At 64.0% G+C, this 23,592-nt stretch carries 24 protein-coding genes and 1 tRNA gene; 7 read left to right on the forward strand and 18 right to left on the reverse strand.

What is annotated here, in order from left to right:
• Positions 1 to 346: 346 nt before the first annotated feature.
• Both VMI09_11325 and VMI09_11330 read left to right on the forward strand, forming a co-directional pair.
• Positions 347 to 544, forward strand: coding sequence for a hypothetical protein (locus VMI09_11325; protein HTQ25278.1), 198 nt, complete (start codon positions 347 to 349; stop codon positions 542 to 544).
• On the forward strand, positions 532 to 1,029 hold the full coding sequence (locus VMI09_11330; GenBank protein ID HTQ25279.1) for a hypothetical protein: 498 nt from the start codon (positions 532 to 534) through the stop codon (positions 1,027 to 1,029). The genes VMI09_11325 and VMI09_11330 overlap by 13 nt, the downstream gene beginning before the upstream one ends.
• Positions 1,030 to 1,383: 354 nt before the next feature.
• On the opposite strand, the gene VMI09_11335 is transcribed toward VMI09_11330, so the two are convergent.
• From VMI09_11335 to VMI09_11395, 13 genes are all read right to left on the reverse strand, one after another.
• Positions 1,384 to 1,815 carry a hypothetical protein gene (locus VMI09_11335; protein HTQ25280.1) on the reverse strand — a complete coding sequence of 144 codons (432 nt, stop codon included), beginning with the start codon at positions 1,813 to 1,815 and terminating at the stop codon, positions 1,384 to 1,386.
• Positions 1,803 to 2,102 (reverse strand): type II toxin-antitoxin system HigB family toxin, encoded by a 300-nt coding sequence (locus VMI09_11340; protein ID HTQ25281.1) that lies wholly within the window; start codon positions 2,100 to 2,102, stop codon positions 1,803 to 1,805. Before VMI09_11340 ends, VMI09_11335 begins: the two co-directional genes overlap by 13 nt.
• A gap of 710 nt (positions 2,103 to 2,812) precedes the next feature.
• Positions 2,813 to 3,253, reverse strand: coding sequence for a nuclear transport factor 2 family protein (locus tag VMI09_11345; protein ID HTQ25282.1), 441 nt, complete (start codon positions 3,251 to 3,253; stop codon positions 2,813 to 2,815).
• A 501-nt stretch (positions 3,254 to 3,754) separates the two neighbouring features.
• Positions 3,755 to 3,831 (reverse strand) — tRNA-Arg (locus tag VMI09_11350).
• Between the two features lie 142 nt (positions 3,832 to 3,973).
• Positions 3,974 to 5,161 carry a serine hydrolase domain-containing protein gene (locus tag VMI09_11355; GenBank protein ID HTQ25283.1) on the reverse strand — a complete coding sequence of 396 codons (1,188 nt, stop codon included), beginning with the start codon at positions 5,159 to 5,161 and terminating at the stop codon, positions 3,974 to 3,976.
• A 185-nt stretch (positions 5,162 to 5,346) separates the two neighbouring features.
• Entirely contained in the window at positions 5,347 to 6,774 is a 1,428-nt protein-coding gene (locus tag VMI09_11360) for an ATP-binding protein (protein HTQ25284.1), read from the reverse strand.
• Positions 6,767 to 7,510: a response regulator transcription factor gene (locus VMI09_11365; protein HTQ25285.1), complete on the reverse strand. Its 744-nt coding sequence runs from the start codon at positions 7,508 to 7,510 to the stop codon at positions 6,767 to 6,769. Before VMI09_11365 ends, VMI09_11360 begins: the two co-directional genes overlap by 8 nt.
• On the reverse strand, positions 7,503 to 8,195 hold the full coding sequence (gene phoU, locus VMI09_11370) for a phosphate signaling complex protein PhoU (protein HTQ25286.1): 693 nt from the start codon (positions 8,193 to 8,195) through the stop codon (positions 7,503 to 7,505). Before phoU ends, VMI09_11365 begins: the two co-directional genes overlap by 8 nt.
• Positions 8,196 to 8,222: 27 nt before the next feature.
• The gene (pstB, locus tag VMI09_11375) at positions 8,223 to 8,984 is read right to left on the reverse strand and encodes a phosphate ABC transporter ATP-binding protein PstB (GenBank protein ID HTQ25287.1); all 762 of its coding nucleotides are present in this window, start codon (positions 8,982 to 8,984) and stop codon (positions 8,223 to 8,225) included.
• A 6-nt stretch (positions 8,985 to 8,990) separates the two neighbouring features.
• Positions 8,991 to 9,860 (reverse strand): phosphate ABC transporter permease PstA, encoded by an 870-nt coding sequence (pstA, locus tag VMI09_11380; protein ID HTQ25288.1) that lies wholly within the window; start codon positions 9,858 to 9,860, stop codon positions 8,991 to 8,993.
• Complete coding sequence (gene pstC / locus VMI09_11385) at positions 9,857 to 10,813, reverse strand: phosphate ABC transporter permease subunit PstC (protein ID HTQ25289.1); 957 nt, start codon at positions 10,811 to 10,813, stop codon at positions 9,857 to 9,859. Before pstC ends, pstA begins: the two co-directional genes overlap by 4 nt.
• 241 nt (positions 10,814 to 11,054) lie before the next feature.
• A complete protein-coding gene (serS, locus tag VMI09_11390) occupies positions 11,055 to 12,329 on the reverse strand; it encodes a serine--tRNA ligase (protein HTQ25290.1) in 1,275 nt (424 codons plus the stop codon).
• Positions 12,330 to 12,761, reverse strand: a complete 432-nt coding sequence (locus VMI09_11395; GenBank protein ID HTQ25291.1) for a YraN family protein — start codon at positions 12,759 to 12,761, stop codon at positions 12,330 to 12,332. It abuts the gene before it with no gap.
• Positions 12,762 to 12,854: 93 nt separating this feature from the next.
• Between VMI09_11395 and gatC the strand changes: the two genes are divergently transcribed.
• The 4 genes from gatC to gatB all read left to right on the forward strand — a co-directional run bounded on the left by gatC (position 12,855) and on the right by gatB (position 17,194).
• Positions 12,855 to 13,151: an Asp-tRNA(Asn)/Glu-tRNA(Gln) amidotransferase subunit GatC gene (gatC, locus tag VMI09_11400; GenBank protein HTQ25292.1), complete on the forward strand. Its 297-nt coding sequence runs from the start codon at positions 12,855 to 12,857 to the stop codon at positions 13,149 to 13,151.
• A gap of 43 nt (positions 13,152 to 13,194) precedes the next feature.
• Positions 13,195 to 14,655 carry an Asp-tRNA(Asn)/Glu-tRNA(Gln) amidotransferase subunit GatA gene (gene gatA, locus VMI09_11405; protein HTQ25293.1) on the forward strand — a complete coding sequence of 487 codons (1,461 nt, stop codon included), beginning with the start codon at positions 13,195 to 13,197 and terminating at the stop codon, positions 14,653 to 14,655.
• 51 nt (positions 14,656 to 14,706) lie between these two features.
• Complete coding sequence (locus VMI09_11410) at positions 14,707 to 15,561, forward strand: class I SAM-dependent methyltransferase (protein HTQ25294.1); 855 nt, start codon at positions 14,707 to 14,709, stop codon at positions 15,559 to 15,561.
• Positions 15,562 to 15,676: 115 nt separating this feature from the next.
• Positions 15,677 to 17,194: an Asp-tRNA(Asn)/Glu-tRNA(Gln) amidotransferase subunit GatB gene (gene gatB / locus VMI09_11415; protein HTQ25295.1), complete on the forward strand. Its 1,518-nt coding sequence runs from the start codon at positions 15,677 to 15,679 to the stop codon at positions 17,192 to 17,194.
• An 84-nt stretch (positions 17,195 to 17,278) separates the two neighbouring features.
• Here the strand turns inward: gatB and VMI09_11420 are convergent, their stop codons facing one another.
• The 5 genes from VMI09_11420 to VMI09_11440 all read right to left on the reverse strand — a co-directional run bounded on the left by VMI09_11420 (position 17,279) and on the right by VMI09_11440 (position 22,936).
• Positions 17,279 to 18,469, reverse strand: a complete 1,191-nt coding sequence (locus VMI09_11420; protein HTQ25296.1) for an acyl-CoA dehydrogenase — start codon at positions 18,467 to 18,469, stop codon at positions 17,279 to 17,281.
• Between the two features lie 24 nt (positions 18,470 to 18,493).
• Positions 18,494 to 19,612: an amidohydrolase family protein gene (locus tag VMI09_11425; GenBank protein HTQ25297.1), complete on the reverse strand. Its 1,119-nt coding sequence runs from the start codon at positions 19,610 to 19,612 to the stop codon at positions 18,494 to 18,496.
• Positions 19,613 to 19,687: 75 nt separating this feature from the next.
• On the reverse strand, positions 19,688 to 20,707 hold the full coding sequence (locus VMI09_11430) for an alcohol dehydrogenase catalytic domain-containing protein (GenBank protein HTQ25298.1): 1,020 nt from the start codon (positions 20,705 to 20,707) through the stop codon (positions 19,688 to 19,690).
• 77 nt (positions 20,708 to 20,784) lie between these two features.
• Positions 20,785 to 22,113 (reverse strand): citrate/2-methylcitrate synthase, encoded by a 1,329-nt coding sequence (locus VMI09_11435; protein HTQ25299.1) that lies wholly within the window; start codon positions 22,111 to 22,113, stop codon positions 20,785 to 20,787.
• Positions 22,114 to 22,156: 43 nt separating this feature from the next.
• Positions 22,157 to 22,936, reverse strand: a complete 780-nt coding sequence (locus VMI09_11440; protein ID HTQ25300.1) for a methyltransferase domain-containing protein — start codon at positions 22,934 to 22,936, stop codon at positions 22,157 to 22,159.
• Positions 22,937 to 23,069: 133 nt separating this feature from the next.
• On the opposite strand from VMI09_11440, the gene VMI09_11445 reads away from it, so the two are divergent.
• Positions 23,070 to 23,592 (forward strand): CaiB/BaiF CoA-transferase family protein (locus VMI09_11445; GenBank protein HTQ25301.1); only part of this gene is annotated, 523 nt, incomplete at its 3' end.

The raw sequence follows: 23,592 nt of genomic DNA on the forward strand, positions 1-23,592 counted from the left end.
GACAGCGCAAACTGCGTCGCGCGCCCTTCCGTTCCGTACGAAAGTGTATCGCCGACTCGATTGCGGTCCTCTCTTTGGCCTCCGCAACCGAGAACCACCAGTCCGCCGATTGCCAAAACGAAGATCGGCAGCAACCGTCTTGTGCTCATAATCCTGCCTCTCTACCCGATCCAAATGGGAGAGCGCGGCAGCCTTCGGCAGGTCCTGTCGTGCGGTCCGATTAAAAGTCGCGAAAACGGGAGCAAGCGACCCAATAACGCACCGTCCCTGAAACGCCGATCTAATTGCAAACGAAATAGTCAAGCTACCAAAACAGGATCAATTGGTTGTTCTCTGAAGAACACAAATGACGGACTTGCAACGACGGCTAGATAGGTGGCGTCGCGACCCGGTGGCCTTCATGGCCGAGGCGCTGATCAACCCCGAGACGGGCAAGCCGTTCACCCTTTATCCCGCGCAGGTGGTTGCAGCGTGGCGTCGAGCGCAGTGGCTAGGTGCTCAGTCTGGTTCCAGTCGGAGAATCATCGAGAAATGGAAACGCTAACTAGCGAGATAAAGAACTGTCTTCTGAACAAGCTTTGGTACGCGGGGCTGGTGCTGACCTTGATGCTTCCAGATGTCTGTGGGGCGCTAGAGTCTAGAGACGGGAAAGCTTCGCGCGAGCGCTACAAGGCATGGTTTAATACTTGGGTCGGACGAAAATACCCTCCCGACACTCTAAATGCGGACGAGATGTACTATCTTCGATGTGGAGTAGCGCATCAGGGAAGATTCAAACATCCGGCGATGCAATACCAGCGCATCTTCTTCACGCTGCGCCCCGGTGGAAATGTCTTTCACTGCAATGTCTTTAACAACGCTCTGAATCTAGACATTCCGATGTTCTGCAAAGACGTGATCGACGGCGTTGAAGAGTGGTTTGCACTGAAAAAGACGGATAAAAACGTGCAAAGGAATTTGGCCAACCTGGTTCAATTTCATCCTAACGGACTAGCCCCGTTCCTTACGGGTGTTCCGGCCGTCGGCTGACTAGCATGTGAAGTTCCACGCCCCGCTGCGAGCATTTGGTGATATCGCTAAGGAGAGATGGCGCGACGGCAGTCACCTGGTGACTTCGCCGCGACTGGCCAACGGCGCAACTGCGCAACCGCGCCACCGCGGCCGCACGGTAACGGAGTTGCTCGGTGGGTCGGTTGCGCAGCGAGACTCAGGCCGAACTCCCGCTAAAGTGATGTGCTGACATTGATATCGGCACAGACCGGCTGCCGCGCTCGGAGGCGGGTCGGAGCGGTGCGGTTGCGCCGGGCGGCGGGTTACGGGGTTGCGGCGAGGCGCCGGCTGCGCGGAGCGCGCGATGGTGCGACCGATTTACCAGCGGCTCAGTCAGCGCGACCGCGCCGGCACAGCACTCAGGAACACGCCAGGACTGACGCTGAAGCGCGCGGCGAGGGCTTCTATTTGTCGGACATTGAGGTTTCGGCGGCCGGCAAGCACTTCAGAGACTACGCCTTGGCTGCCGATTTCAGGCAGACCCTCTTGTGTAAGACCGTGCTGTTCCATCAGGAATTTAATGACCTCGACGCCCGAAGCCTCGGGCAGCTCATGATGCTCCCTATCGTAGGCCTCGATGAGCACGCTCAGAGTCTCAATCTGCCGATAACGGGGGTCCTTAGGGTTGTCTCCAACCTCGTCCACGAGAGCATTGAGACGCACAACGGATGCGTCGTACTCGCGCTCGTTGCGAATAGCGTAAATCATGTCAGACGAAGGCTTCTTCATAATCCGAGTGACAGTTCGAGTCTTCATTTTTTCCATCCTCCTGCATCATATTCTGGATGGGTCAGCACATGGCGCACGAACAGCTTTTGCGTGTTGAAGTGGATAGCGGCGACCAGTCGATATTTGTTGCCGCCGATGTCGAAAACATATAAGTCGCGGCCCTTTACAGGAACCATGTCGACGCTGCCGAACGTTTGCTTCAGCTCGACCAGGTTGCGAAAGGTACCTCCTAGCATCAGCTTCTTCCATGCGCTCAACGACGCAGCAGCATTGGGATGCTTGGCAGCGAAGGCCTTTAGCGGTTTCGCTGAGATTACCCTCACCGACGTTCACGATATCTCAAAACGAGATGCTCTGCAAGACAGTTGAGACGGAGTGGCCGCCGGGAAAACCGAGCCACATAGCGATGTGGTGGCGATGGCGGTGGCGGCGGTGATGGCGGTGACGATGGTGGTGGTCGTAGCGGCCGTTGGAGCCACCGGCAACCGAGTGATGCGCGACGGTGCGGCGTCTCTGCGCGCTCAGTTGCTTCGGACTTTCCGATTCCAATTTTTGCGCGCGACGGCTTTTCGATTCCGCGATTTCTCGACCCGGTTGCGCCGGGCTTCGAGCGAGGTTGCTCAGTTGCCCGGTGGCTCAGCCGAGCGGGCGCCGGCGTCAGGAGACCTCAGCGGAGCGGTTGTGCGGCAGCGAAATTCTAGCGCCGCTTATCAGGCGGTTGGACCTAATCGAGGCACAAGCGTAGGTCTAGAAATTGCCGGGCGCCTCTGCCCCCGCAGGGCGTACCGGTTCCCAAGGCCTGCTGGTGTGCCCTCATAATACTGGCGGGCCTCCTTTTGGTCGCGGAATGTCGTTCTTAGCGGCCGTTCCCGCTTGGCTATAGGCCCGGGGACGGCCTCCGCGTTCGCGCGTTTGAGCGAGCCTCAGGCCTTTTATGCGTGGGCTCGCACTGGGTGAGAGGTGAGCCTGAAAGGGGAATGGCAATAGGTTTGAGACCGTGAGCCTCGATCCCAAAAAAGCGCACTGTCATTGCCTAAGCTTTCGAGCGCCGCGGAAACCGCAGAACTCCGGTATGCATCGTCATCTTCCATTCGGCGCCTACTTTCGCATAGACCTTGCAAACGCGCCCGGCCCAATGTGAGGTTTCGCCATTGTCCGAGCGCCATAGCGTGTCAATATCGACCACTGCAAAAGCAGCATCACCCTCGGCTGAGATTTCGATCCTGCGGATCTGTCGGCGGTTGTGGATCAGTCTGCAAGTTGCGAATAGTCGACGCCATGAATCTCCCCAACGCTGGCGGTTGAAGCGTCCCATGACCATGACCCAATCTTGCGGATCGTGAGAATCCGCGGTTGGCGGCCAGGGCCAAACCATGTCGAGGTGGAAGACGCTCAGAAGCAGATCAGCGTGCTGAGTATCCCAGGCACGGGTTTCGCGATTGACGATCTCTTCGATCTCTTCGCGTGGTGTCATGTAGACAACTTTTTAACCGGTCTATCAGCCCAGCCTGTTCTTTGCGGCACAAGCGACACGGAGATGCGCGACGTGGCACCGGACGTTCGCGGAAACACTTCCACACCCTAGAACGTCCCGGAAAAACTCCGAGGCCGAGCACACTCTTCCCGATACTGTTCAACTGTTGTACAGCTCCGGACTTTTTGAGGAAAATCTCGCGCGCGGTCAAGCCGCCCGTTTCCGCGACCTCGCAATCAGACTCCGCCCCCCATACCCCCCGCACCGTCGCGGCGACCGAACAACCGAGCCGGCGGCCGGCGAGACCTCAGCAGCCAGCGTCACGAAGCCACCGAGCTGCGGCGAGGCAAGGTCACTCGGCTGCAGGCTAGCTGAGTGGCCCGGTAGCCGAGTGACCCAGTGGTTTTTATGAGCGCACCGTCTACAAGACGTCTACCTGGATGGTGGCCGAAATAGGCCGCCCTTTAGTCCGCGTAAAATGCATGTAAATTGGGGGTGTTTTGGCGCGCCGTGAGGGATTTGAACCCCCGACCCTCAGATCCGTAGTCTGATGCTCTAATCCGCTGAGCTAACGGCGCTTGCCCGGACAGAAAAATTTCTCACATCGAACGGATCGCCGCAAGACGCCATCTCACGTAGCATGCGTGGCGAGCCACACAACCCCGGGAGCGGCCGCGCGGCGAGCCGCCGACCTGCTCCCGCCGGGGCGGTTTGCCGAGGTCACGCGGCCTTGTTCCCCTCCAGGCTCTTATAAACCGCGGCCTCGAAATCGACGTAGCCCGTAAACGATACCGCGTCGCCGAAGGGCAGAATTTGCGTCGCCCAAAAACCGCCGACGCCGTTTTGCCGATCGATCCAGTAGAAGAGATTGCCCAGGCCGGCCCATCCGATCGCTCCCGCCGGCCGCCCGGTCGGCGCTTCGGTGTCGTTGACCATGAAGGTCAGCGCCCACGATTTCGAGAGCCCCGGAAAAAACTCGGCATCGTTGAGCAGCGTGCGATCCACGCCCGGCAGCATCTTGATCTTCTTCTCGCCAAGCCCGTTCTTCGCGGCCATGCGGACGGTTTCAGCTTGCAGCACGCGCCCGTTTTCGCCCATCCCGTCGTTGAGCCATGCGCGGATGAACCGCATGTAATCGCCGACGGTCGCGTAGAGCCCATGCCCGCCCATGTGGATTTCGGGCTCCTGCGGCAGCACAAAATTCATTGGCGTCAATGAACCGTCGGCGCCGCGCGCGTGAACGTCGGCCAGGCGCGAGCGCATCGATGCGGAAAGCGCAAACCCGGTGTCCTTCATCCCGAGCGGCGCGAAGATGCGCTCCGCGAACACCTCGCCGAGCCGTTTGCCGCGCACGCTCTCGACCACCTGCCCGCACCAATCGATGTTGCTCCCGTATTCCCATCGTTCGCCCGGGTCGAACAGCAACGGCGTCATAATCGACGCCTTCGTCCCGGTGATGACGCTGGGCTGCCCGTGCTCATGGGCGAGACGGTAGTAAGTCTCATTGGAAAACTCGTAAGCCAACCCCGCCGTATGCAGCATCAGCATCCGCGTCGTGATGTCGCGGCGCGGCGCGCGCAATAGAGGTTTGCCCGCGCCGTCGAAGCCGTCGATTACTTGCAGCTTGCCGATATCGGGCACATAGTTTTTCGCCGGCGCGTCGAGATCGAGCTTCCCCTCCTCGGCCGCCTGCAGCACTGCCATCCCGGTGATCGCCTTGGTGGTCGAGAAGATGGCGAAGACGCTATCGGTGGTCATGGCGGCGCCACCCATCGCGCGCTGGCCGGCGGCGCCTTCGTAGAAATTGCCGCGCCGGTCGGTCGCCATCGCGACCACGCCAGGAACGCGCGGGCTGGAAGTGACGAGACGATTCAGGATGGCGTCGGCGACCGTTTTGAAATTGTTCATTTGAAATTTCCTTTCGGGGCGAAGCTTCCCCTCGGGCGCTCCGGGTTACCGACTCGTAGCCCCTTGCCAAATGCGGCGTCAAGCGGCGTGCGGCGGCGGTTTATCGTCGGGCCGACAGATGGGCCCGCGCGTCCGATGGGATGATCGGAAATTGCGGATTTAGCGGATTTGGCGGGCGCCGCAGATCAGGCCGATTGTTGCGGCGCGGACGCCGCCGGCAGCCATATGGTTACCGTGGTGCCCTCGCGCAAGCGGCTCTCGATGCGCAGCGTTCCGCGATGAAGCTGCACGATGTGCTTGACGATCGCGAGGCCGAGCCCGGTACCGCCGAGTTCACGGGAGCGGGCGCGATCCACGCGGTAAAAGCGCTCGGTGAGCCGCGGGATGTCGGCCGCCGGGATGCCTTCGCCGCTGTCGGCGACCGCAAGCTCGACGCCCTCGCGCGGCTCCTTGCCCGCTTCGGCCTGGCGGGCGGCGCGCACCTCGATCGTGACGCGGCCGTCGCGCGGCGTGTACTTGATCGCGTTATCGATCAGATTGATGACGACCTGGTTCAGGCGGTCGCGATCGCCATCCACTTCCACCACTTCGTCGGCGTAACGGGTCTCCAGGGCCACGCCCTGGCGCTCGGCCCGCTCGCGCATCAATTCGACCGCCTCGTCGGCGACGCGGCGCAGCTCGAGCGGTTCGAGCCTGAGCGGCGAGAGCCCGCGTTCGAGGTCGGAGAGCGTGATCAGGTCGTCGATGAGCCGCGCGAGGCGGCGCGACTGGCGCTCGATGATGCCGAGAAAGCGGCGCTGCGTGTCGCGGTCCTCGACGCCGGCGACCAGGGTTTCGGCGTAGCCGCACAGGGCGCTCAGGGGCGTGCGGATTTCATGCGTGAGATTGGCGATAAAGTCGGCGCGCACGGTCTCGTACGACTTGAGCTGCGTGATGTCATGAAAGACCAGCACCCAGGCCGCCGCGGCGCCGCCGTTGGTGCGCACGGGCGCGGCGTTGGCGGAAAGATAGTGCGGCGCCGGGCTTTGAATCTGAAACTCGGCGCTGACCATCCCGTCTTCCGCCCCCGCGCTCATCGAGAGCGCGACGAATTCCTGCAGGCGCGGGTCGCGGCACAACTCGACGAAGGCGCGGCCGCCGTAGTCGGTCTCGGAGTCGAGCGCAAACATTCCACGCGCCGCGCCGTTGACCAGCACCACGTCGCCGCGCCGCCCGGTCACCACCACCGCTTCGGTCATGCTGCGCAGGATGGCCTCGAACTCGTCACGCTGCTCGGCCAGGCCTTCGAGCTCGCGCGCGACCTTGTCGGCGACCTCGAGCAGCCGATGCTCCGCAAGGCCCATCGCGTCAGCGCCCTCGTCATGCAGATGGGCGGGCGGGCGGCGCTCCTCGAGCGCCGCGGCGGCCTCCTCGACCCGCTCCGTGCTGCGCGTCCAGGCTCCGGCGATGGCGGAAGTCGCGATCATGCCGATGACGAGACCGGCCCCGAGCGCGACGAGCGCCCACGGCCACGCCAGCCGTCCCGCGGCGAGCATCGCGCCGAGCAGGATGGCCGGCGGCACGAGCGTCAGGAGCACCGCCGCCGCGAGGCGGAGCTTTATCGAGTTACCCAAGCGTTTCCGGATTGAAGCGATAACCGACGCTGCGGACGGTCAGGATCAATTCGGGATTGGCGTCGTCTTTTTCGATATGGCGGCGCAGGCGTCGTACGTGAACGTCAACCGTGCGCGGCTCGACGAAGGTGTCGCGCCCCCAGACGAGATCGAGCAGCTGCTCGCGGGTGTACACGCGCAGCGGATGCTGCACGAAGAACCGCAGCAGCTCGAACTCGCGCAGCGTCATCTCGACCCGGCGCCCGTCGATAAAGGCCTCGTAAGTGCCGAAGTCCATCTTGAGCCGTCCGCGTTCGAAGCCGCCGACCTCGCCCGGCTCGGTGAGCAGCCGCGCCCGGCGCAGCAGCGCGCGGATGCGCGCGAGCACCTCGCGCGGGCTGAAGGGCTTCACCACGTAGTCGTCGGCCCCCATCTCGAGGCCGAGCACGCGGTCGACCTCGGCGCCCTTGGCCGTGAGCATCAGAATCGGCATCGCGGCCGTTTGCGGCTGCGCGCGCATCCGGCGGCACAGTTCGAGTCCGGACATCCCGGGCAGCATCACGTCGAGCACGATCAGGTCGGGCGCGCGGCGGCTGACGCGTTCGAGCGCGCTGTCGGCGTCGGAGGCTTCGTCCACGACGAAGCCCTCCTGCTCGAGGCTGTAGCGCACCAGTTCGCGAATGTCGCGTTCGTCCTCGACCAGGAGGATACGATGGCGGGAAGCGGGACGCGTCTGCTGTGCGGTTGCTTCATTCATGTTTCTTTTTGTCCATGTGGCGGATGGTCCGTCCCTTGACCATGTAGACGACCATCTCGGCTATATTCGTCGCGTGGTCGGCGATCCGTTCCAGGTACTTCGAGATGAACAGCAAGCGGGTGGCGCGGGGGATGGTGTGCGGGTCCTCGGCCATGTAGGAGAGCAGCTCGCGGTACATCTGGTAGTTCAGCTGATCGACCTCGTCGTCTCGCGCAATCACTTCCTCGGCCAGTTCGGCGTCATCGCGCAGGAACGCGTCGAGGCTGTCCTTCAGCATCGATTGCGCCGCCGCCGCCATCCGCGGCAGGTCGAGGTAGGGTTTGAGCTGCGGCTCTTCGTTGAGCTCGAGCACGCGCTCGCAGATGTTGACGGCATTGTCGCCGATGCGCTCGAGGTCGGTGGTAATCTTGAGCCCGGTGGTGATGAAGCGGAGGTCGCTCGCCGCCGGCTGATGGAGCGCGAGGAGCCGGATGCACTGCTCGTCGGTCTCGACGTCGAGGCGATTGACCTCGGCGTCGCGGGCGATGGTCTCGCGCGCCTTGGGCGTATCGCGGTTGACCAGCGATTCCATCGCCTCGGCAATCTGGCGTTCGACCAGGCCGCCCATCTTGAGCAGGCTGCCGCGCAGGGCGCGCAGGTCCTCCTCGTACTGGCGGTTGGTATGCTGCGGCTGCAAGCTGTCCATTTGCGCCTTCCTCCCCTTGGCCCGCGGTTAGCCGAAACGCCCGGTGATGTAGTCTTCGGTCTCGCGGCGGGCCGGGTTGGTGAAGATTTGCCGGGTCTCGCCGAATTCGATCAGATCCCCGGTGTACAGAAAGGCAGTAAGGTCCGCCGTGCGAGCGGCCTGCTGCATGTTATGCGTTACCAGCACGATTGTGTAATTGGCCTTGAGCTCCAACAAGAGCTCCTCGATGCGCGCGGTCGAGATCGGGTCGAGCGCCGAGCACGGCTCGTCCATCAGCAGCACTTCGGGTTCGACGGCGAGCGCCCGCGCGACGCACAGCCGCTGCTGCTGGCCGCCCGAGAGGCTCGCGCCGGGGCGGCGCAGACGCTCCTTGACTTCATCCCATAGGGCCGCCTGGCGCAGGCTCCGCTCGACGATTCGATCGCGCTCCGGGCGCTTGAGCGCGACACCGTTGAGCCTGAGGCCCGCGGCCACGTTGTCTTCGATCGACATGGTCGGAAACGGCGTCGGCTTCTGGAACACCATCCCGATCCGTCGCCGCACCTGTACCGGATCGATGCCGGGCGCGTAGATGTCTTCACCGTCGAGCATCACCTCACCCTCGGTGCGCGCGCCGGCGACTACTTCGTGCATCCGGTTGAGGCATCGCACCAGCGTCGACTTGCCGCATCCCGAGGGCCCGATGATCGCCGTCATCATGTTGGCCGGAAACGCCAGGGTGATGTCGTGCAGCGCGCGGGTTTGCCCGAAGTAGGCGCTCAGATGACGTGCGACCAGCTTTTCGGCCATGGCGATCTAGCGCGCGACCCGCGTATCTCCTCGTGTCACCCATCTTACGCCCAACTCCAGCGCCAGTACGATGGTCGTGAGGACGAGCGCTCCCGCCCAGGCCTGGCGCTGCCAGTCGGGAAACGGTGAAATCGCGTAGGTATAGACCTGCACCGTGAGCGAGGAGATCGGCTCGGTCAGCGAAGTCGACCAGAAACGGTTGCCGAAGGCCGTAAACAGCAGCGGCGCGGTCTCGCCCGCGATCCGGGCGATCGCGAGAATGGCGCCGGTGGCGATTCCGCTGGCCGCCGTGCGCGCCACCACCCACAAGGTCGTGCGCCAGGCCGGCACGCCCAGGGCCAGCGCGGCCTCGCGCAGTTCGTGCGGCACCAGCAACAGCATCTCTTCGGTCGTTCGCGTCACCAGCGGAATCATGATCACCGCGAGCGCCACTGCGCCGGCCAGGGTTGAAAACCCGTTCATCGGCCGCACCAGGACCGCGTAGGCGAAGATTCCGACCACGATCGACGGCACCCCCATCATCACGTCGGCGCCAAAACGCGCCGCGGCGGCCAAACGGCCGCCGCGATGGGCCGCGAGGTAGAGTCCCGCGCCGATCCCCGTCGGCACCCCGATCAGGCTCGCGAGCCCGATAAGCTCGAGCGTGCCGACGATTGCGTTGGCCATCCCGCCACCCTTTTCACCCACCGGCGCCGGCATATGGGTGAAGAACGCGAGATTAAGGCTCGAAGCTCCCTTGGCGAACAGGTAGGCCAGGATGATGAACAGCGGGAGCAGGGTGATGACGGTCGCGAGCACGGTCACGCCCATCATCAGGTCGCTCTTCATTTTGCGCCAGATCGTCCGGCGCGTGCGGATGGCAGACGTGGCGCTCAATTGTCCTCCTCGAAACGGCGCTGCGTCGCGCCCAGCACCAGCGCTCGCGCGACAACGTTGAGCACGAGTCCGACTACCAGCAACACCAGGCCCAGTTCGACCAGCGACGAGAGGTACAGCGTCGAGGTCGCCTCGGTGAACTCGTTGGCGATCACGCTGGCGAGCGTGGCCGAGGGCGCAAACAGCGACGCCGATATCTGCGGGGAATTGCCGATCACCATCGCAACCGCGATGGTCTCGCCGAGCGCGCGACCCAGACCCAGCATGATCGCCCCGATCACGCCCGAAAGTCCGTACGGCAGGACGGCGATCCGCACCATTTCCCAGCGCGTCGCGCCCAGCGCCAGCGCGGCCTCGCGCTGGGACTGCGGCACGGCGCGAAAGACGTCGGTGCAGACCGCGGCAATATACGGCACCACCATGATCGCAAGCAGGACGCCGGCGCACAGCATGCTTACCGAGACGCGCGGACCCTGAAAGAGCGGCGTGAATCCAAGCGCCTTGCCCAGCACCGGTTCGATATGGTCGCGCAGCCATGGGCCCAGGACGAAAATCGCCCACAGCCCATACACGACGGAAGGTATTGCGGCCAGCAACTCGACCATGAAGCCGAGCCGCCGGCCGAGCCACGCCGGCGCCATCTCGCTCAGGCAGAGTCCGACCCCGAGGCTGAGCGGCACGGCGATGGCCAGGGCGATGGTCGAGGAGACCAGCGTTCCGTAAATGAACGGCAACGCGCCGAACTTCTCATTGACCGGGTCCCAGTCAGTGCTGACGACGAAGGACCAGCCGAAGGCTCTGATCGAAGGCGAGGAATCGACCACCAGCGCGATTGCAAGGCCGACCAGAATGCTGAGTCCGACCAGCGTCAGCAGAAGGGTGACCAGGTTAAAGAACCGATCGCCGAACAAGTGGACGCGAAAAGAGCCGACGCGCGCCGGGCGCGCGGCCACACCTACATTGTCATGCGTTGCTTCGAGAATTTCGGCCAAGGTGACAACTGTTTGCGGCCAGACTGCCCTTTGAATCTACGGCGGCTCCGCTGTGATCTACTGAAAGGCTACAATCCCCCCGGTTGAAAGGTAACGAGCGAATGTTACGTGCGTGTTAACTAAGCGTCGCGTGTCACGATCGTGTCTTATTTATCGACAGCCTCTTAAGATCGGCAGACGAGTTTTTTGCCGTGCTTTTCCTTTACCGCGGACGGATTATTTCGACTCCGGCCATGTAGGGCCGCAATACTTCGGGCACTACCACGGTGCCATCCGCCTGTTGATAGTTCTCGAGCACGGCAATCAGCGTGCGGGGCAATCCCAGCCCTGAACCGTTCAGCGCGTGGACGAATTCGGGACGCCCGCCCTTGCCGCGCCGAAAACGCAGATTAGCGCGGCGCGGCTGAAAGTCCGTACAGTTGGAACACGAGCTGACCTCGAGCCACTCTTCCGACCCCGGCGCCCACATCTCGATGTCGTAGGTCGCTGCGCTCGAAAACCCGAGGTCGGCAGTGCAAAGCTGCACGACGCGGAACGGGATCTTGAGCCGCCGGCACACTTCGCAGGCGTTTTCGACCAGTTTTTCCAACTCCTCGTCCGAACTCTCGGGCGCCACCAACTTGACCATCTCGACCTTGTCGAACTGATGGCCGCGCTTGATCCCGCGAACGTCGCGCCCGGCCGACATCTTCTCGCGCCGAAAGCACGGTGTGTAGGCCGTCAGGTAGATCGGCAACCGCTCGGCCTCGAGGATTTCATCGCGGTACAGATTGGTCAGCGGCACCTCGGAGGTCGGAATGAACCAGTAGTCCTCCTCTATATCGCGGTACATCGTGTCGCCGAACTTCGGCAGCTGGCCGGTGCCGGTGGCGGTCGCGCTGTTGACCATCAGCGGCGGAATCACTTCCAGGTAACCCTGCTCCAGCGTCTTGAGGTCGAGCATCCAGGCGATGAGCGCGCGCTCGAGCCGCGCCCCCATTCCCATCAGCACGTAAAAGCGCGTGCCCGCGAGCTTCACCCCACGCTCGAAGTCGATAATCCCGAGCCGTTCGCCCAACTCCCAGTGCGGCAGCGGCTTGAAAGCGAATTCGCCCGGCTGACCTTCGCTGCGAACGATCCTGTTGTCGGCTTCGCTCTTCCCGGCCGGGACGTACGGACGCGGCAGATTGCGCATGGCGAGCATCAATTCTTCGAACTGCCGCTCGGTCTCAGTCAGCTCGCGCTCGTCGACCGAGATGCGATCGCCGAGCGCGCGCATCTCGGCGCGGCGCCGCTCGCGCTCTTCGGGCGACGCCTTGCCCAGCTCGCGCGATTCGCGGGTACGCTGCGCGCGCAGCTCATCCAGCTCGTGCTGGAAGCGGCGGCGGCGCGCATCGGTCTCCAGCATCCGATCGATCTCGGCGGGATCGACGCCGCACTTGGCGAGTTCGGCTTTTACGAAGTCAGGTTTTTCGCGAATGAGTCGGATATCAAGCATTCAGAAGGCGTCCCTCAAAAGTTCGAGATGGCGGCCGGAGCCGTCCTCAAGGATCGCGACCACGTCGAAGCGGATCGGGCGGCCGTCCATGCGATGGCGCCGCGCGTATATCTCGCCCGCGCGCCGCAGATGGCGCTGCTTGTGCCAGTTCACCGCTTCCTGGGGCGTTCCCGCGAGCGCCGTGCGCCGGGTTTTGACTTCGACGAAGACCAGCGTTTCACCGTCCATCGCGACCAGGTCGATCTCCGCTCCCGCGCCGCGAAAATTGCGTTCCAGGATCCGGTATCCTTTTCGCTTCAGATGGCGCTCGGCGATGCGCTCGCCCCTGCGCCCCAGCGCGATCCGGTCCAGTCCCGCAAGCGAGCGCCATCCGAAATCGCGCAGATTCGAGAGCTCCTCGATCCAAGCGCCAACGCGGCCCGCGAGTTTCACTGCTCACAAAGGTAGGGTTCTCCATGGCCGCTGGCAAGCCGTCTTCGCCCCGGAACCTGACTTGGCGCACAACCGATGTTAGGATTAACCGCGATGGCACGGGAAAAAATCAGTCTTGAGCAAGTCCGCCACGTCGCGCGGCTCGCGCGCCTGGAGCTTGCACCGGCCGAGGAGCAGCGGCTCCAGGCTGAGATGAGCGAAATGCTCGGCTACGTCGACAAGCTCAACGAGCTCGATACCGGCGGGGTCAAGCCGACGGCGCAGGTCGGTGAGGCCGGCACGCCGATGCGCGAGGACGAAGTGACCAATCCGGCGGCGGCCGACGCGATGCTGGCCAACGCGCCCGCGCGCGAAGGCTTCTTCTTCAAAGTGCCCAAGATCATCGAATAAAGACCATCCAGTAAAAATCATCGAGTAGAGACTGGCGACCAACATGGGGTCCGACCTGAACCGGCTCACGATAACCGAAGCACGCGAGCGCCTGCGGCGGCGCGAAATCAGCGCGCGCGAGCTCACCCGCGATTGCCTCGAGCGCATCGCCGCTGTCGAGCCGCGCCTCAACGCCTTCATCACGGTCTCCGCGGCCGAGGCGATAGCGCAAGCCGAGGACGCCGACCGCCGCCTCGCCCAGGGCGGCGCGCCCGACCTCTGCGGCATCCCGCTCGGCATCAAGGACATCTATTGTACGCGCGGCGTGCGCACGACCTGCGCCTCGAAGATCCTCGACAACTTCGTCCCGCCGTTCGACGCGACCGTTATCGAGCGGCTGCGCGCCGCGGGCGCGGTCTTCGTCGGCAAGGCCAACCTTGACGAATTCGCGATGGGATCGTCGACGGAAAACTCGGCCTATGGACCGACTCGCAATCCCCACGACCTCGAACGCGTCGCCGGCGGCTCCTCCGGCGGATCGGCCGCGGCCGTCGCCGCCGGGGAATGTCTCGCCTCGCTGGGCACCGACACCGGCGGCTCGATTCGGCTGCCGGCCTCGTTTTGCGGCGTGGTCGGGATCAAGCCGACCTACAGTCGCGTGAGCCGCTACGGCGTGATCGCGTACGCGTCGTCGCTCGATCAGGTTGGCCCGTTCGCGCGCACCGTGCGCGACGCCGCGACGGTGCTGTACGCAGTCGCCGGCGCCGACCTGCGCGACTCGACCTGCTCGGCGCGGCCGGTTCCCGACTACGAACGCGCACTAACTGGCGAGGTGCGCGGGATGCACATCGGGGTGCCCAAAGAATACTTCGTCGAGGGGATGGACGCGGCGGTCGAAGCCGCGGTGCACGCCTCGCTCCAGCGGTTGGAGGCGATGGGCGCGCGGACGGTCGAGATTTCGCTTCCTCACACCGGCTACGCGGTGGCGGCCTACTATCTCATCGCCACCGCCGAGGCGAGTGCGAACCTGGCGCGCTACGACGGCGTGCGCTACGGACTGCGCGCCGGCGCCGACAACAATATCGAGCTCTACAATCGCACGCGCGCACAAGGCTTCGGCGCCGAGGTCAAACGGCGCATCATGCTCGGCACCTTCGCGCTCTCCGCCGGCTACTACGACGCTTACTACCTGAAGGCGCAAAAGGTGCGCACGCTCATCCGGCGCGACTTCGAGCGCGCATTCGAGCAGTGCGACCTGATCGCGGCGCCGGTTGCGCCGACTACCGCCTTTCGGCTCGGCGAAAAGACCGACGATCCGCTCAAGATGTACCTGTCGGATATTTTCACCATCTCGGTGAATCTCGCCGGGCTGCCCGGGATGTCGGTGCCGTGCGGTGCCGACGCCTTGGGAATGCCGATCGGCCTGCAACTGATCGGCCCTCCTTTCGGCGAGGAGGCGATCCTGCGGGCAGGCGACGCGTGGGAGCGCTCGGGCGGATTTGCGCAGCCCGCGCCGCGGCTTTAAGTTGGCATCGCACAACTGAACACAACATCGAGTAACGACCGGATTAAGTTAATGGCGCAGCGAAAGCCCAGCCGCACGATGCTCGGTGCCGCGATTTTCAGGGCGGTGCATCAGGTCCTGGACGCCGACCCAAAAATTCTCGACGATCCTCTTGCCGTGGGACTGGTCGAGGGTTCCAGCCGTGAGGAGATCTTGGCAGCACCGCCGGACTCTCTCTTCCGACCTCCAACTTGGTTCCGCTCCATCTTCGTACTGCGAAGCCGCTACACGGAGGACTCGCTCCAGGAGGCGGTCGCCAATGGTATCGCGCAATACGTCCTGCTCGGTGCAGGGATGGATACGTTCGCGTACCGCCAGCCGAGCTGGGCTGCAAAACTTCGTATCTTCGAGGTCGACCACCCGGAGAGTCAGAAGGTCAAGCGCGAATACCTGGCTAAGCGCGGGATAGCCGTCCCGGCCAATGTGGAGTTCTGCCCGATTGACTTCGAGCGGGCGTCGTTGACGGAGGGCCTCGCCACATCCTCTCTGGATCATCGAGCGCTTACCTTCTTTTCGTGGCTCGGCGTTACCCAGTATTTGACCAAACGAGCCATAGACTCTACCTTGCAGTTCGTTTTGTCGATGCCGAAACGGAGCACAATCATCATTGAGTTTATACTTCCTCCTGACTCATGGACTCCGGAAGAAACGGCTTTTCTCCAAGCTGTTCTGAAGTTAGCCGCTGAGGCCGGTGAACCATGGCTAACCTACTTCACACCCGACGCGATATCGCAGCACCTGATCGGGCTCGGGTTCTCCCGCGTCTCCCATCTCACTCCCGACGATGCGGCAGCGCGATATTTTATGAATCGACAGGATGGACTAAGGTCGCCGGATTATGTGAGGCTCCTCCAAGCCGACGTGTAGGTTCCGACGCCGCTCGGCCCCGATTTGAACTTTGTAGGGGTCGCGGTCTCGATTGACGTCGCGCGTAACACACTGGTTGAGACGCCGGTAAAAGCATCCACGGACATCAAAGGAAATGCGGACTAACAACGCATACGAGATGGTAATCGGGCTGGAAGTCCATGCCCACATGCTCACGCGCTCCAAGCTGTTCTGCGGATGCGCGACGGATTTCGGCGCGCCACCCAATCATAACGTCTGCCCGGTGTGCATGGCGATGCCGGGAGTGCTGCCGGTGCTCAATCGCCACGTTCTCGAACTGGCTATTCGCACGGGCCTTGCTGCACACTGCAAAATCGAGCCACACTCGGTGTTCGCGCGCAAAAGCTATTTCTATCCCGACCTGCCCAAGGGCTATCAGATTAGTCAGTACGATCAACCGCTATGCAGCGGCGGCTATATAGAGCTGCCGGCGCACGCCAGCGGAGAGCCGAAACGCATCCGGCTCGTGCGAATCCATCTGGAAGAGGACGCCGGCAAGAACATCCATGCGGAGAACGCGAGCCTGGTGGATTTCAACCGCTCGGGCGTGCCGCTGATGGAGATCGTCAGCGAGCCGGATATCCGCTCGCCCGAAGAGGCGGTTGACTATCTGCGCGAGCTGCGCGCGATCCTCGTCGCCGTCGGCGCTTCCGATGGCAAGATGGAAGAAGGAAGTCTGCGATGCGACGTCAATGTCTCGGTGCGTCCGCGCGGGACTGCGGAGTTAGGCGCCAGGACCGAAATAAAGAATCTCAACTCCTTTCGCTTCGTGGAGAAGGCGATCGCATATGAAGTCAATCGCCAGATCGAAGAACTGAGCGCCGGGCGCCCTATCGCCCAGGAGACTCATCTGTGGGACTCCGAGCGAGAAGTGACGCGCCCGATGCGCTCGAAGGAGTTCGCCAACGACTATCGCTACTTTCCCGAACCCGACCTGCCGCCGCTCGTCGTGCCGCCGGACCTGGTCGAGGAAGTCCACGCGGCGATGCCCGAACTGCCGGCTGAGCGCCGGGCGCGCTATGTACGGGATTTTAACCTCAGCGCGTACGAGGCCGGCGTAATAACGAGCGATGGCGAGGTGGCTAGCTACTTCGAGGAGGTGTTGGAGCAACTCCGGGGTAGCGAGCTGACGGAAGCTGGCTTCGAACGTATGAATGCTACGAAACTCGCAACCAATTGGGTTATGACCGAAGTGTTGCGTGCGGTCCGCGAGTCAGGAAAGGGACTAAAAGAGGCCGTCCCGCCAGCCGAGGGAACCGCCCGCTTGTTGGTGATGGTTCTTATGGGAAGCTTGAGCTTGAACGCCGCAAAAAATGCATTTTCGAAGTGGTGCGAGACAGGTCAGCGCGAGCCGAAAACCTTCTACAGCAAGAACAGCGTTGCAGCCAAACTGGCGGAGATTCAAGAACAGATGGCGCAAGTGTCCGACGAGGCCGCGATCGCCGAGGCGTGCGATAAGGTGCTCGCGGCCGAGGGCGCAAAACTCACCGAATACCGCGCCGGGCGCGACAAGCTGTACGGATTTTTCGTCGGCGCGGTGATGAAAGCGATGGGCGGGAAGGCGAATCCCAAGGTGGTCAACGAGGTCCTGCGCCGCAAGCTCGCCGGATAGTCCGTCGCACGATTCGCGAATAGAACGGGCATGCGCCGCGATCGCGGCGCGTGCCCGTTTCATCCGTTCTCGGACCGCGGCCGCTCAGCCCTTGGGCAGGCCAAGCTGGCGCTCGCCGATGATGTTGCGCTGGATCTCGCTCGTGCCGCCCGCGATCGTGTACTGGCGCGAGCTGAGCAGCCGGTTGAGCCAGCGCGGCGCGTCGGGCACTTCACCCATCGGCTCGCTCAGCAGCGCGTGATGGCCCAGGAGCTCGCTTGCGAAGCGCGCGATCGCGACCCCCAGCTCCGAGCCGGCGAGCTTCAACACCGAGCCCTCGGGTCCGGGCTGCAGGCCCCTCAGCCGCCGCGTTAGCGAGCGCAGCCGCGTGTACTTGAGCGCCTCGCATTCGGTCATGAACTCGGCCAGGCGCTGGCGCACCCACTCCTGCTCCCACGCCGGCCGGCCGTCGATTTTCACCGCATGCGCCAGTTCCGCGAGCCGGCGCACCTGGGACGAATGGCCGCCGCCGCTCGCCATCCCGCGCTCGAAGCCGAGCGTGGTCATCGCGACCTTCCATCCTTCGTTCTGCGGCCCGACCAGGTTCTGTTTGGGTACCTGGACGTTGTCGAAGAAGACCTCATTGAAGTGGCGATGGCCGTTCATCAGGACCAGCGGCCGCACCTCGACGCCGGGGCTCTTCATGTCAACCAGCAGATAGCTGATGCCCTTGTGCTTGGGCGCCTCCGGGTCGGTGCGCACGAGCATGAAAATGCGATCGGCGTACTGCGCGCCGGAGGTCCACACCTTCTGGCCGTTGACCACGAAGTAGTCGCCATGGTCCGCAGCGCGGGTCTGCAGTCCGGCGAGGTCGGAGCCCGCGCCGGGCTCCGAGTAACCCTGGCACCAGATGTCCTCGGCGCTCAAGATGCGCGGGATGTAGTATTTCTTCTGCTCGTCGCTGCCCCAGTACATCATGGTCGGCCCGAGCAGCTGCAGGCCGGAGTAGCCCGGCAGCACAGGCGCGCGGGCGCGCGAGTATTCTTCGTCGAAGATGATCTGCTCCATCAGCGGCGCAGCGCGTCCGCCGTATTCCTTGGGCCAGGCAAGGCCCGCGTAACCGGCGGCGTTGACCTTGGCCTGCCAATGGCGGCGCTTCTCGAAGATCTCCCGCGTGGGCGCGATCCGCTCGTCCATCGCGTCGTCAACGCACAGCTCGGGCGGCAGATTGGTGCGCAGCCACGCGCGGACCTCCTTGCGGAAGGCCTCCTGTTCGGGTGTGTATTCGAAATCCATCCTATAGCCTCGCCGGATCGCCTCTCAGTTGAGATTGAAAGCGCGCACCGCATTGTCCCACAGGATCTTGCGCCTGCTCGCCTGATCGATCGGCTGACGCAGCATCGCTTCGATACCCCACGGGAAAGTTCCGTCGGGATGCGGGTAGTCGGTGTCCCAGAGAAAATTGTCGTCGCCGATCAGTTCGACCGCCGCCTTCATCGTCGGCTCGTCGCCGCGAAACGCCACCCAGAAGTTGTGCTTGAAGTATTCGGTCGGCGGCTTGGTCAGATACTCATGTTCGGCATTCCCGCCGTACTTCCAATGCTGCTCCATCCGCTGCAGCCAGTACGGCACCCACCCGCCGTCCGCCTCGACGTGGACCACCTTGAGCTTCGGCAGCTTCTCCAGCACGCCGTACCAGATGAGCCCGGCCATCGCCGCCATAGCCTCGAACGGATGGGACAGGATGTGGCCGCTCACGTGGGTGTTCATCCGGTCGCCGAACGATGGCACCGACGAGGACGCCGAATCGTGAGTCGAAATCGGAAGGCCGAGGCGTTCGACCTCGGTCCACAGCGGCAGGTAGTAATCGTCGAAAATCGAATAGCCGTCCACCGGGTTGGGCCGCACGTAAAAGCTTACCGCGCCCAGCTTGGCCGCGCGATTCGCCTCGGCGACGGCCTTGTCCACGTCCTGCATCGGCAGGATAGCCGCGGGACGAAGCCGCTTTGAGTTGGCCGAGCAGTATTCGATCGCCCAGTTGTTGTAGGCGCGGCAGCAGGCGGCGAGCAGTTCGGGATCGTTGAAGCGCCGCCCGAGCATCTGGCCGGCGAAGGTCGGATAGAGCACCTGGATGTCCACGCCCTGCTCGTCCATGTCCTGCAGACGGCTCTGCGGGCTGAAGCCGGTCGAGCTCGCGCGCTTGAACCGCTCCATAGCTTTGGCCACGGTTTTGAAAAACGCCGGCGCGGCCATCGGGTACTTGCCCTTTTCGCGCGTGAACGGCTCGCCTTCGACGAGGAAGGTGCGGCGTCCCGAGGCGGCCGCGATTCCCATCTTGGGCGCGGCGCTCTTGTAGCGGTCCTCGATATGTCTCTCCCACAGCCACTCGGGCTCCATCATATGGCTGTCGACGTCGACGATCCTGTATCCGTCCTTCATCGCTGCTTAACCTCTATTCTGAAGTACAACTTTAAGTTGCAACCGCGACGGCTCCCGAAGCCATCGCGGGCACCCTCACGCACCCGGCAAGATCAGAGCCTTGACCCCCTGACGCGCCTTCAAAAGCTCGAACGCCTCCAGCCCGTGATCCAGATCATAGCGATGCGTAACCATCGGCTTAAGATCAACCGCGCCGCTCGCCACGCTCGCGATCGCGCGCCGCCAGGTCTCGGGCGTGCGCACGCGGGAGGGAATGATGCTGACGCCGTGGAAAAAAAGCGAGCGCAATTCCGTCCCGGCAACGTCGCGCGCCGGCCATCCGAGCTGGACCAGAGCACCGCCCTTGCGCACGATATGGCGCGCCGAATCCAGCGCTCCCGACGCGTCGAAGACCACGTCGGCGCCGCCCGGCGGCATCTGCGCACGGACCTGGTCGAGCCAGTCGCGATCGCTCGCGCATACGGTTTTGAAGCCCATCCGCCGCGCGAGTTCCAACCGCTCGGAGTCCACCTTGAGCCCGGTGACGACGATGGAAGTGACACCGAGCGCACGCGCCGACAGCGCCGCGCTTAGCCCGATCGGCCCCGGCCCCTCGATTACCGCGCTGTCACCGGCGTGGAGACCGGAGATTTCGACCGCGTGCACGCCGGTCGCGTACGGCTCGAGCATCGCGGCGCTCTCCATGTCCATCGACTTCGGCACCAGCCATGAATTGGTGACCGGCGCGATGCAGAATTCGGCGAACGCGCCGCTAAGGCGCGTCGGCGAATCGCAATAGTTGAAGCGTCCTGCCGTGCACGAGCCGCATCGACCGCACTGGCCGAACGGATCGAGCGCGACGTGATCGCCCACCTTGAAGCCGCTCGCTCCGGCGCCGACTTCGACCACCTCGCCAGCCGGCTCATGGCCGAGCACCGCCGGCAGGCGGCCGACCGCGCGCTCGGCGCCGAGTTCCCATTCATAGATGTGGAGATCGGAGCCGCAGATACCGCAGGCCGCGACCTTAACCAGCAGTTCGCCCTCGCCCGGACGCGGCACCGGGGTTTCGATAAGTTCCGCGCCGGGCGCCGGGCGGGTCTTGGCAATCGCTTTCATCGGCTCACCTCTGCGATGTCATTTAATACGACCCCGGAGCGTCCGCCGTCAAAGGCGCGCAAGCCGAGCGCGCGCCTTCAGGTCCAGTGGCGCATCGGGACGCCCCGATAGCGCATCCGCGGTCGGATAAGCCGGTTATCGGCGTATTGCTCGAGGCTGTGCGCGATCCATCCGGCGGCGCGGCCGACAGCGAAAATCGCGGCCGGCAGCCCGCGCGCGAATCCGAGCATCCGGGCGCATACGGTCAGGTAGAAATCGAGATTCGGACGCAGCCGCTCGCGCTGCCACACGGTCTCCTCGACGCGGAGCGCGGTCTCGAACAGTCGGCGGCCACGCCGGCGCGCGATTTCAGCGGCTTCCTTCTTGAGCAGCACCGCCCGCGGATCGCCGGACGGATAGATCGCGTGGCCGAAGCCCGGCGGCAGCCGCCATTTGACGCTGAACGCGGCGAGGCAGTCCTCCAAACGGGCGCCGGCGTCGAGTTGCGCGAACATCTGTTCGATCCGATCGCACGCACCGCCATGAATCGGGCCCGAGAGCGAGCAGAGCGCGGACAGCACCGAGGCGTAAAGGTCGGCGCCGGTCGAGGCCACCACGCGCGCGGCAAAAGTCGAGGCGTTGAGCTCGTGCTCGGCGCATGCGACCAGGATGCGATCGAGCGTCGCGATCTCCCACTCGGCGGCGGGCGCGTGCAAGGCGACGTTGGCCAGACGCGCCGCCATCCCCGCGCCGCCCGCGCCGGCGCCGTTGGAACTCGAGCGGCCGCGCGCGAACGCGAGCGGCAAGATGCTCATGATTCGTGTGCCCTGCTCGACCGTGGGACGGGTGCCGCGATGGCGTTCAAGCGACGCGAGCGCCGGCATCACGACCTCCAGGCGCAACAGCGGCGAGGCGTCTTCGCCAACCGCGCGCAGCGCGCCGATGACCCGCTCGGGCGCCTCGGCCCGCGATATCGCCTGGCGTAGCGCCGCGAGCGCTCCGGGCAGCGGCCGTTTGCCCTCCCAGAGCAGCAGGCAAACTTCCTCGAATGGCGCCCGCGCGATCAGTTCCTCCACCGGATAACCGCGATAGGCGAGCCGCCCTTCGATAATCGAACTGACCGCCGACTCGGCGACAATCACGCCATAGGTTGAACCGTCGCTCGACGGCGGTTGCGCGACGGTCACCCACGAAGACGCGTCGGGCAGGCTGCGTCCGCGCCGCCCGCCCTCGGCGGTGGCCAGATCGCGGAGCGCGTCGATATCGTCGCGGCGGTAGAGCGCCTGGCGTCCGATACGCCGGCGATAGCTGCGAAGCCATCCGCGGCTGACGTAGGCGTAGAGCGTGCCGAGCTTGACCCCGAGCTGCGCGGCGGCTTCGTCCGCGGTGAGCATCCGGGCCGCCCGCTCGGCTTCGCGCGTCGCCATCTATTCTTTCCCTGGCCCGGCGGCTGCTGATGCCATATCGCAACTATACGCGGCGCAACACGCCGAGCCAGCGCCCGTAGCACTTCTCGATCGGCCTGGTGAATGAAAGGTCGGCATAGCACGCCGCCATCGTGAAGTATCCGCTCGCGCGCGCAGCCAGCTCGAGCAGGCTCGGCAGGGTGTAGCGCACCGGCACGATGTCGCGCGTGACCACCGGTCCGGCGGGAAAATGAATCGTGCACTCGAGCTCGTAGATCGAATGCAGTCCCGACGACCAGGCGATCGGACAATGGTATTCGCGCACGTCGACTCGCGTTCCGGCGGCCAGCACCTTGCGCTTGCGCCAGAGCTTGCGCGCGGCGACTACCTCGACGCCGTCGTGGCGATCGATATCGACGCAATAGAGTCCGCCGCGTCCGAGCATCCGGCCGACCGACGCCAGATGGGAAAGCAGCTCGCGGTTGCCGGTCATGATCGGAAACGTCTCGGACATGAAGAAGGCGGCGTCGAAAGGACGCTCGGGAAGCCGAAACCGCTCGATCGATCTCCGGTAAAAGCGAATCGGCGCAGCGCCCGCCGCCTTGCGTCCGGCCGCGATCATCGTCGGCGAGCGGTCGATGCCGGCAACCGTAATTCCCGCGCGCGCAAGCGCGATCCCGTGCGGAGAATCGCCGCACGCGACGTCGAGCACGCGGCGCACGGGGCGCTTCAGATGGCGATGCCAGACCTTGCGCATGAAATCGATCTCGGCGCCGATCTCGGCGGGCTTCTCCATGTGCACGCGGCGGAAAATCGCTGGATACTTGTAGATGCTTGGCTCCATCGCGATCCGAGATTAGCCGCGCCCCGGAGCGATCACCAAGCCGCTCCCACCCGCTTCTTGCCGGCACACGCCAAATGTGCGATTCGCGCTATATTCGGGGCGCGACCGAACTCATACGGAGAGTGCAAGGACGATGAGCAAGCCGCTTGAGGGCATCAAGGTGATCGAAGTCGGGCAGGAGATCCAGGGACCGTTCGCGGCGCTGGTCCTCGCCGACATGGGTGCAAGCGTAATCAAAATCGAAAACCGCGAGACCGGCGATTTGAGCCGATGGCTGACGTGCGGCCTGATCGGCGGGCCCGAGGCCAGGAACCAGGACGTTTCGTTCTACTTCACCGCGATGAATCGCGGCAAGCGCAGCATCACCGTCGATCTCAAGAAGCCCGGCGGCGTCGCGCTCATCCATCGCCTCGCCAAATCATGCGACGTTTTGCTCACCAACTACCGCCCCGGCGTGCTGGACCGCCTCGGACTCGGCTTCGACGACCTGCTCAAGGATAATACGAAAATCGTCTATGCGCAGGCGAGTTCATGGGGACCGAAAGGGCCGTGGGTCAAGCGGCCGAGCCGCGACACGCTGGCGCAGGCGGCTAGCGGCCTGATGGCGAAGACCGGGATGCCCGAGAATCCGCCGCTGGCCGCAGGAATCGCGGTGG

The organism is Candidatus Binataceae bacterium, from assembly GCA_035500095.1.
Classification (GTDB): Bacteria; Desulfobacterota; Binatia; order Binatales; family Binataceae; genus JAKAVN01.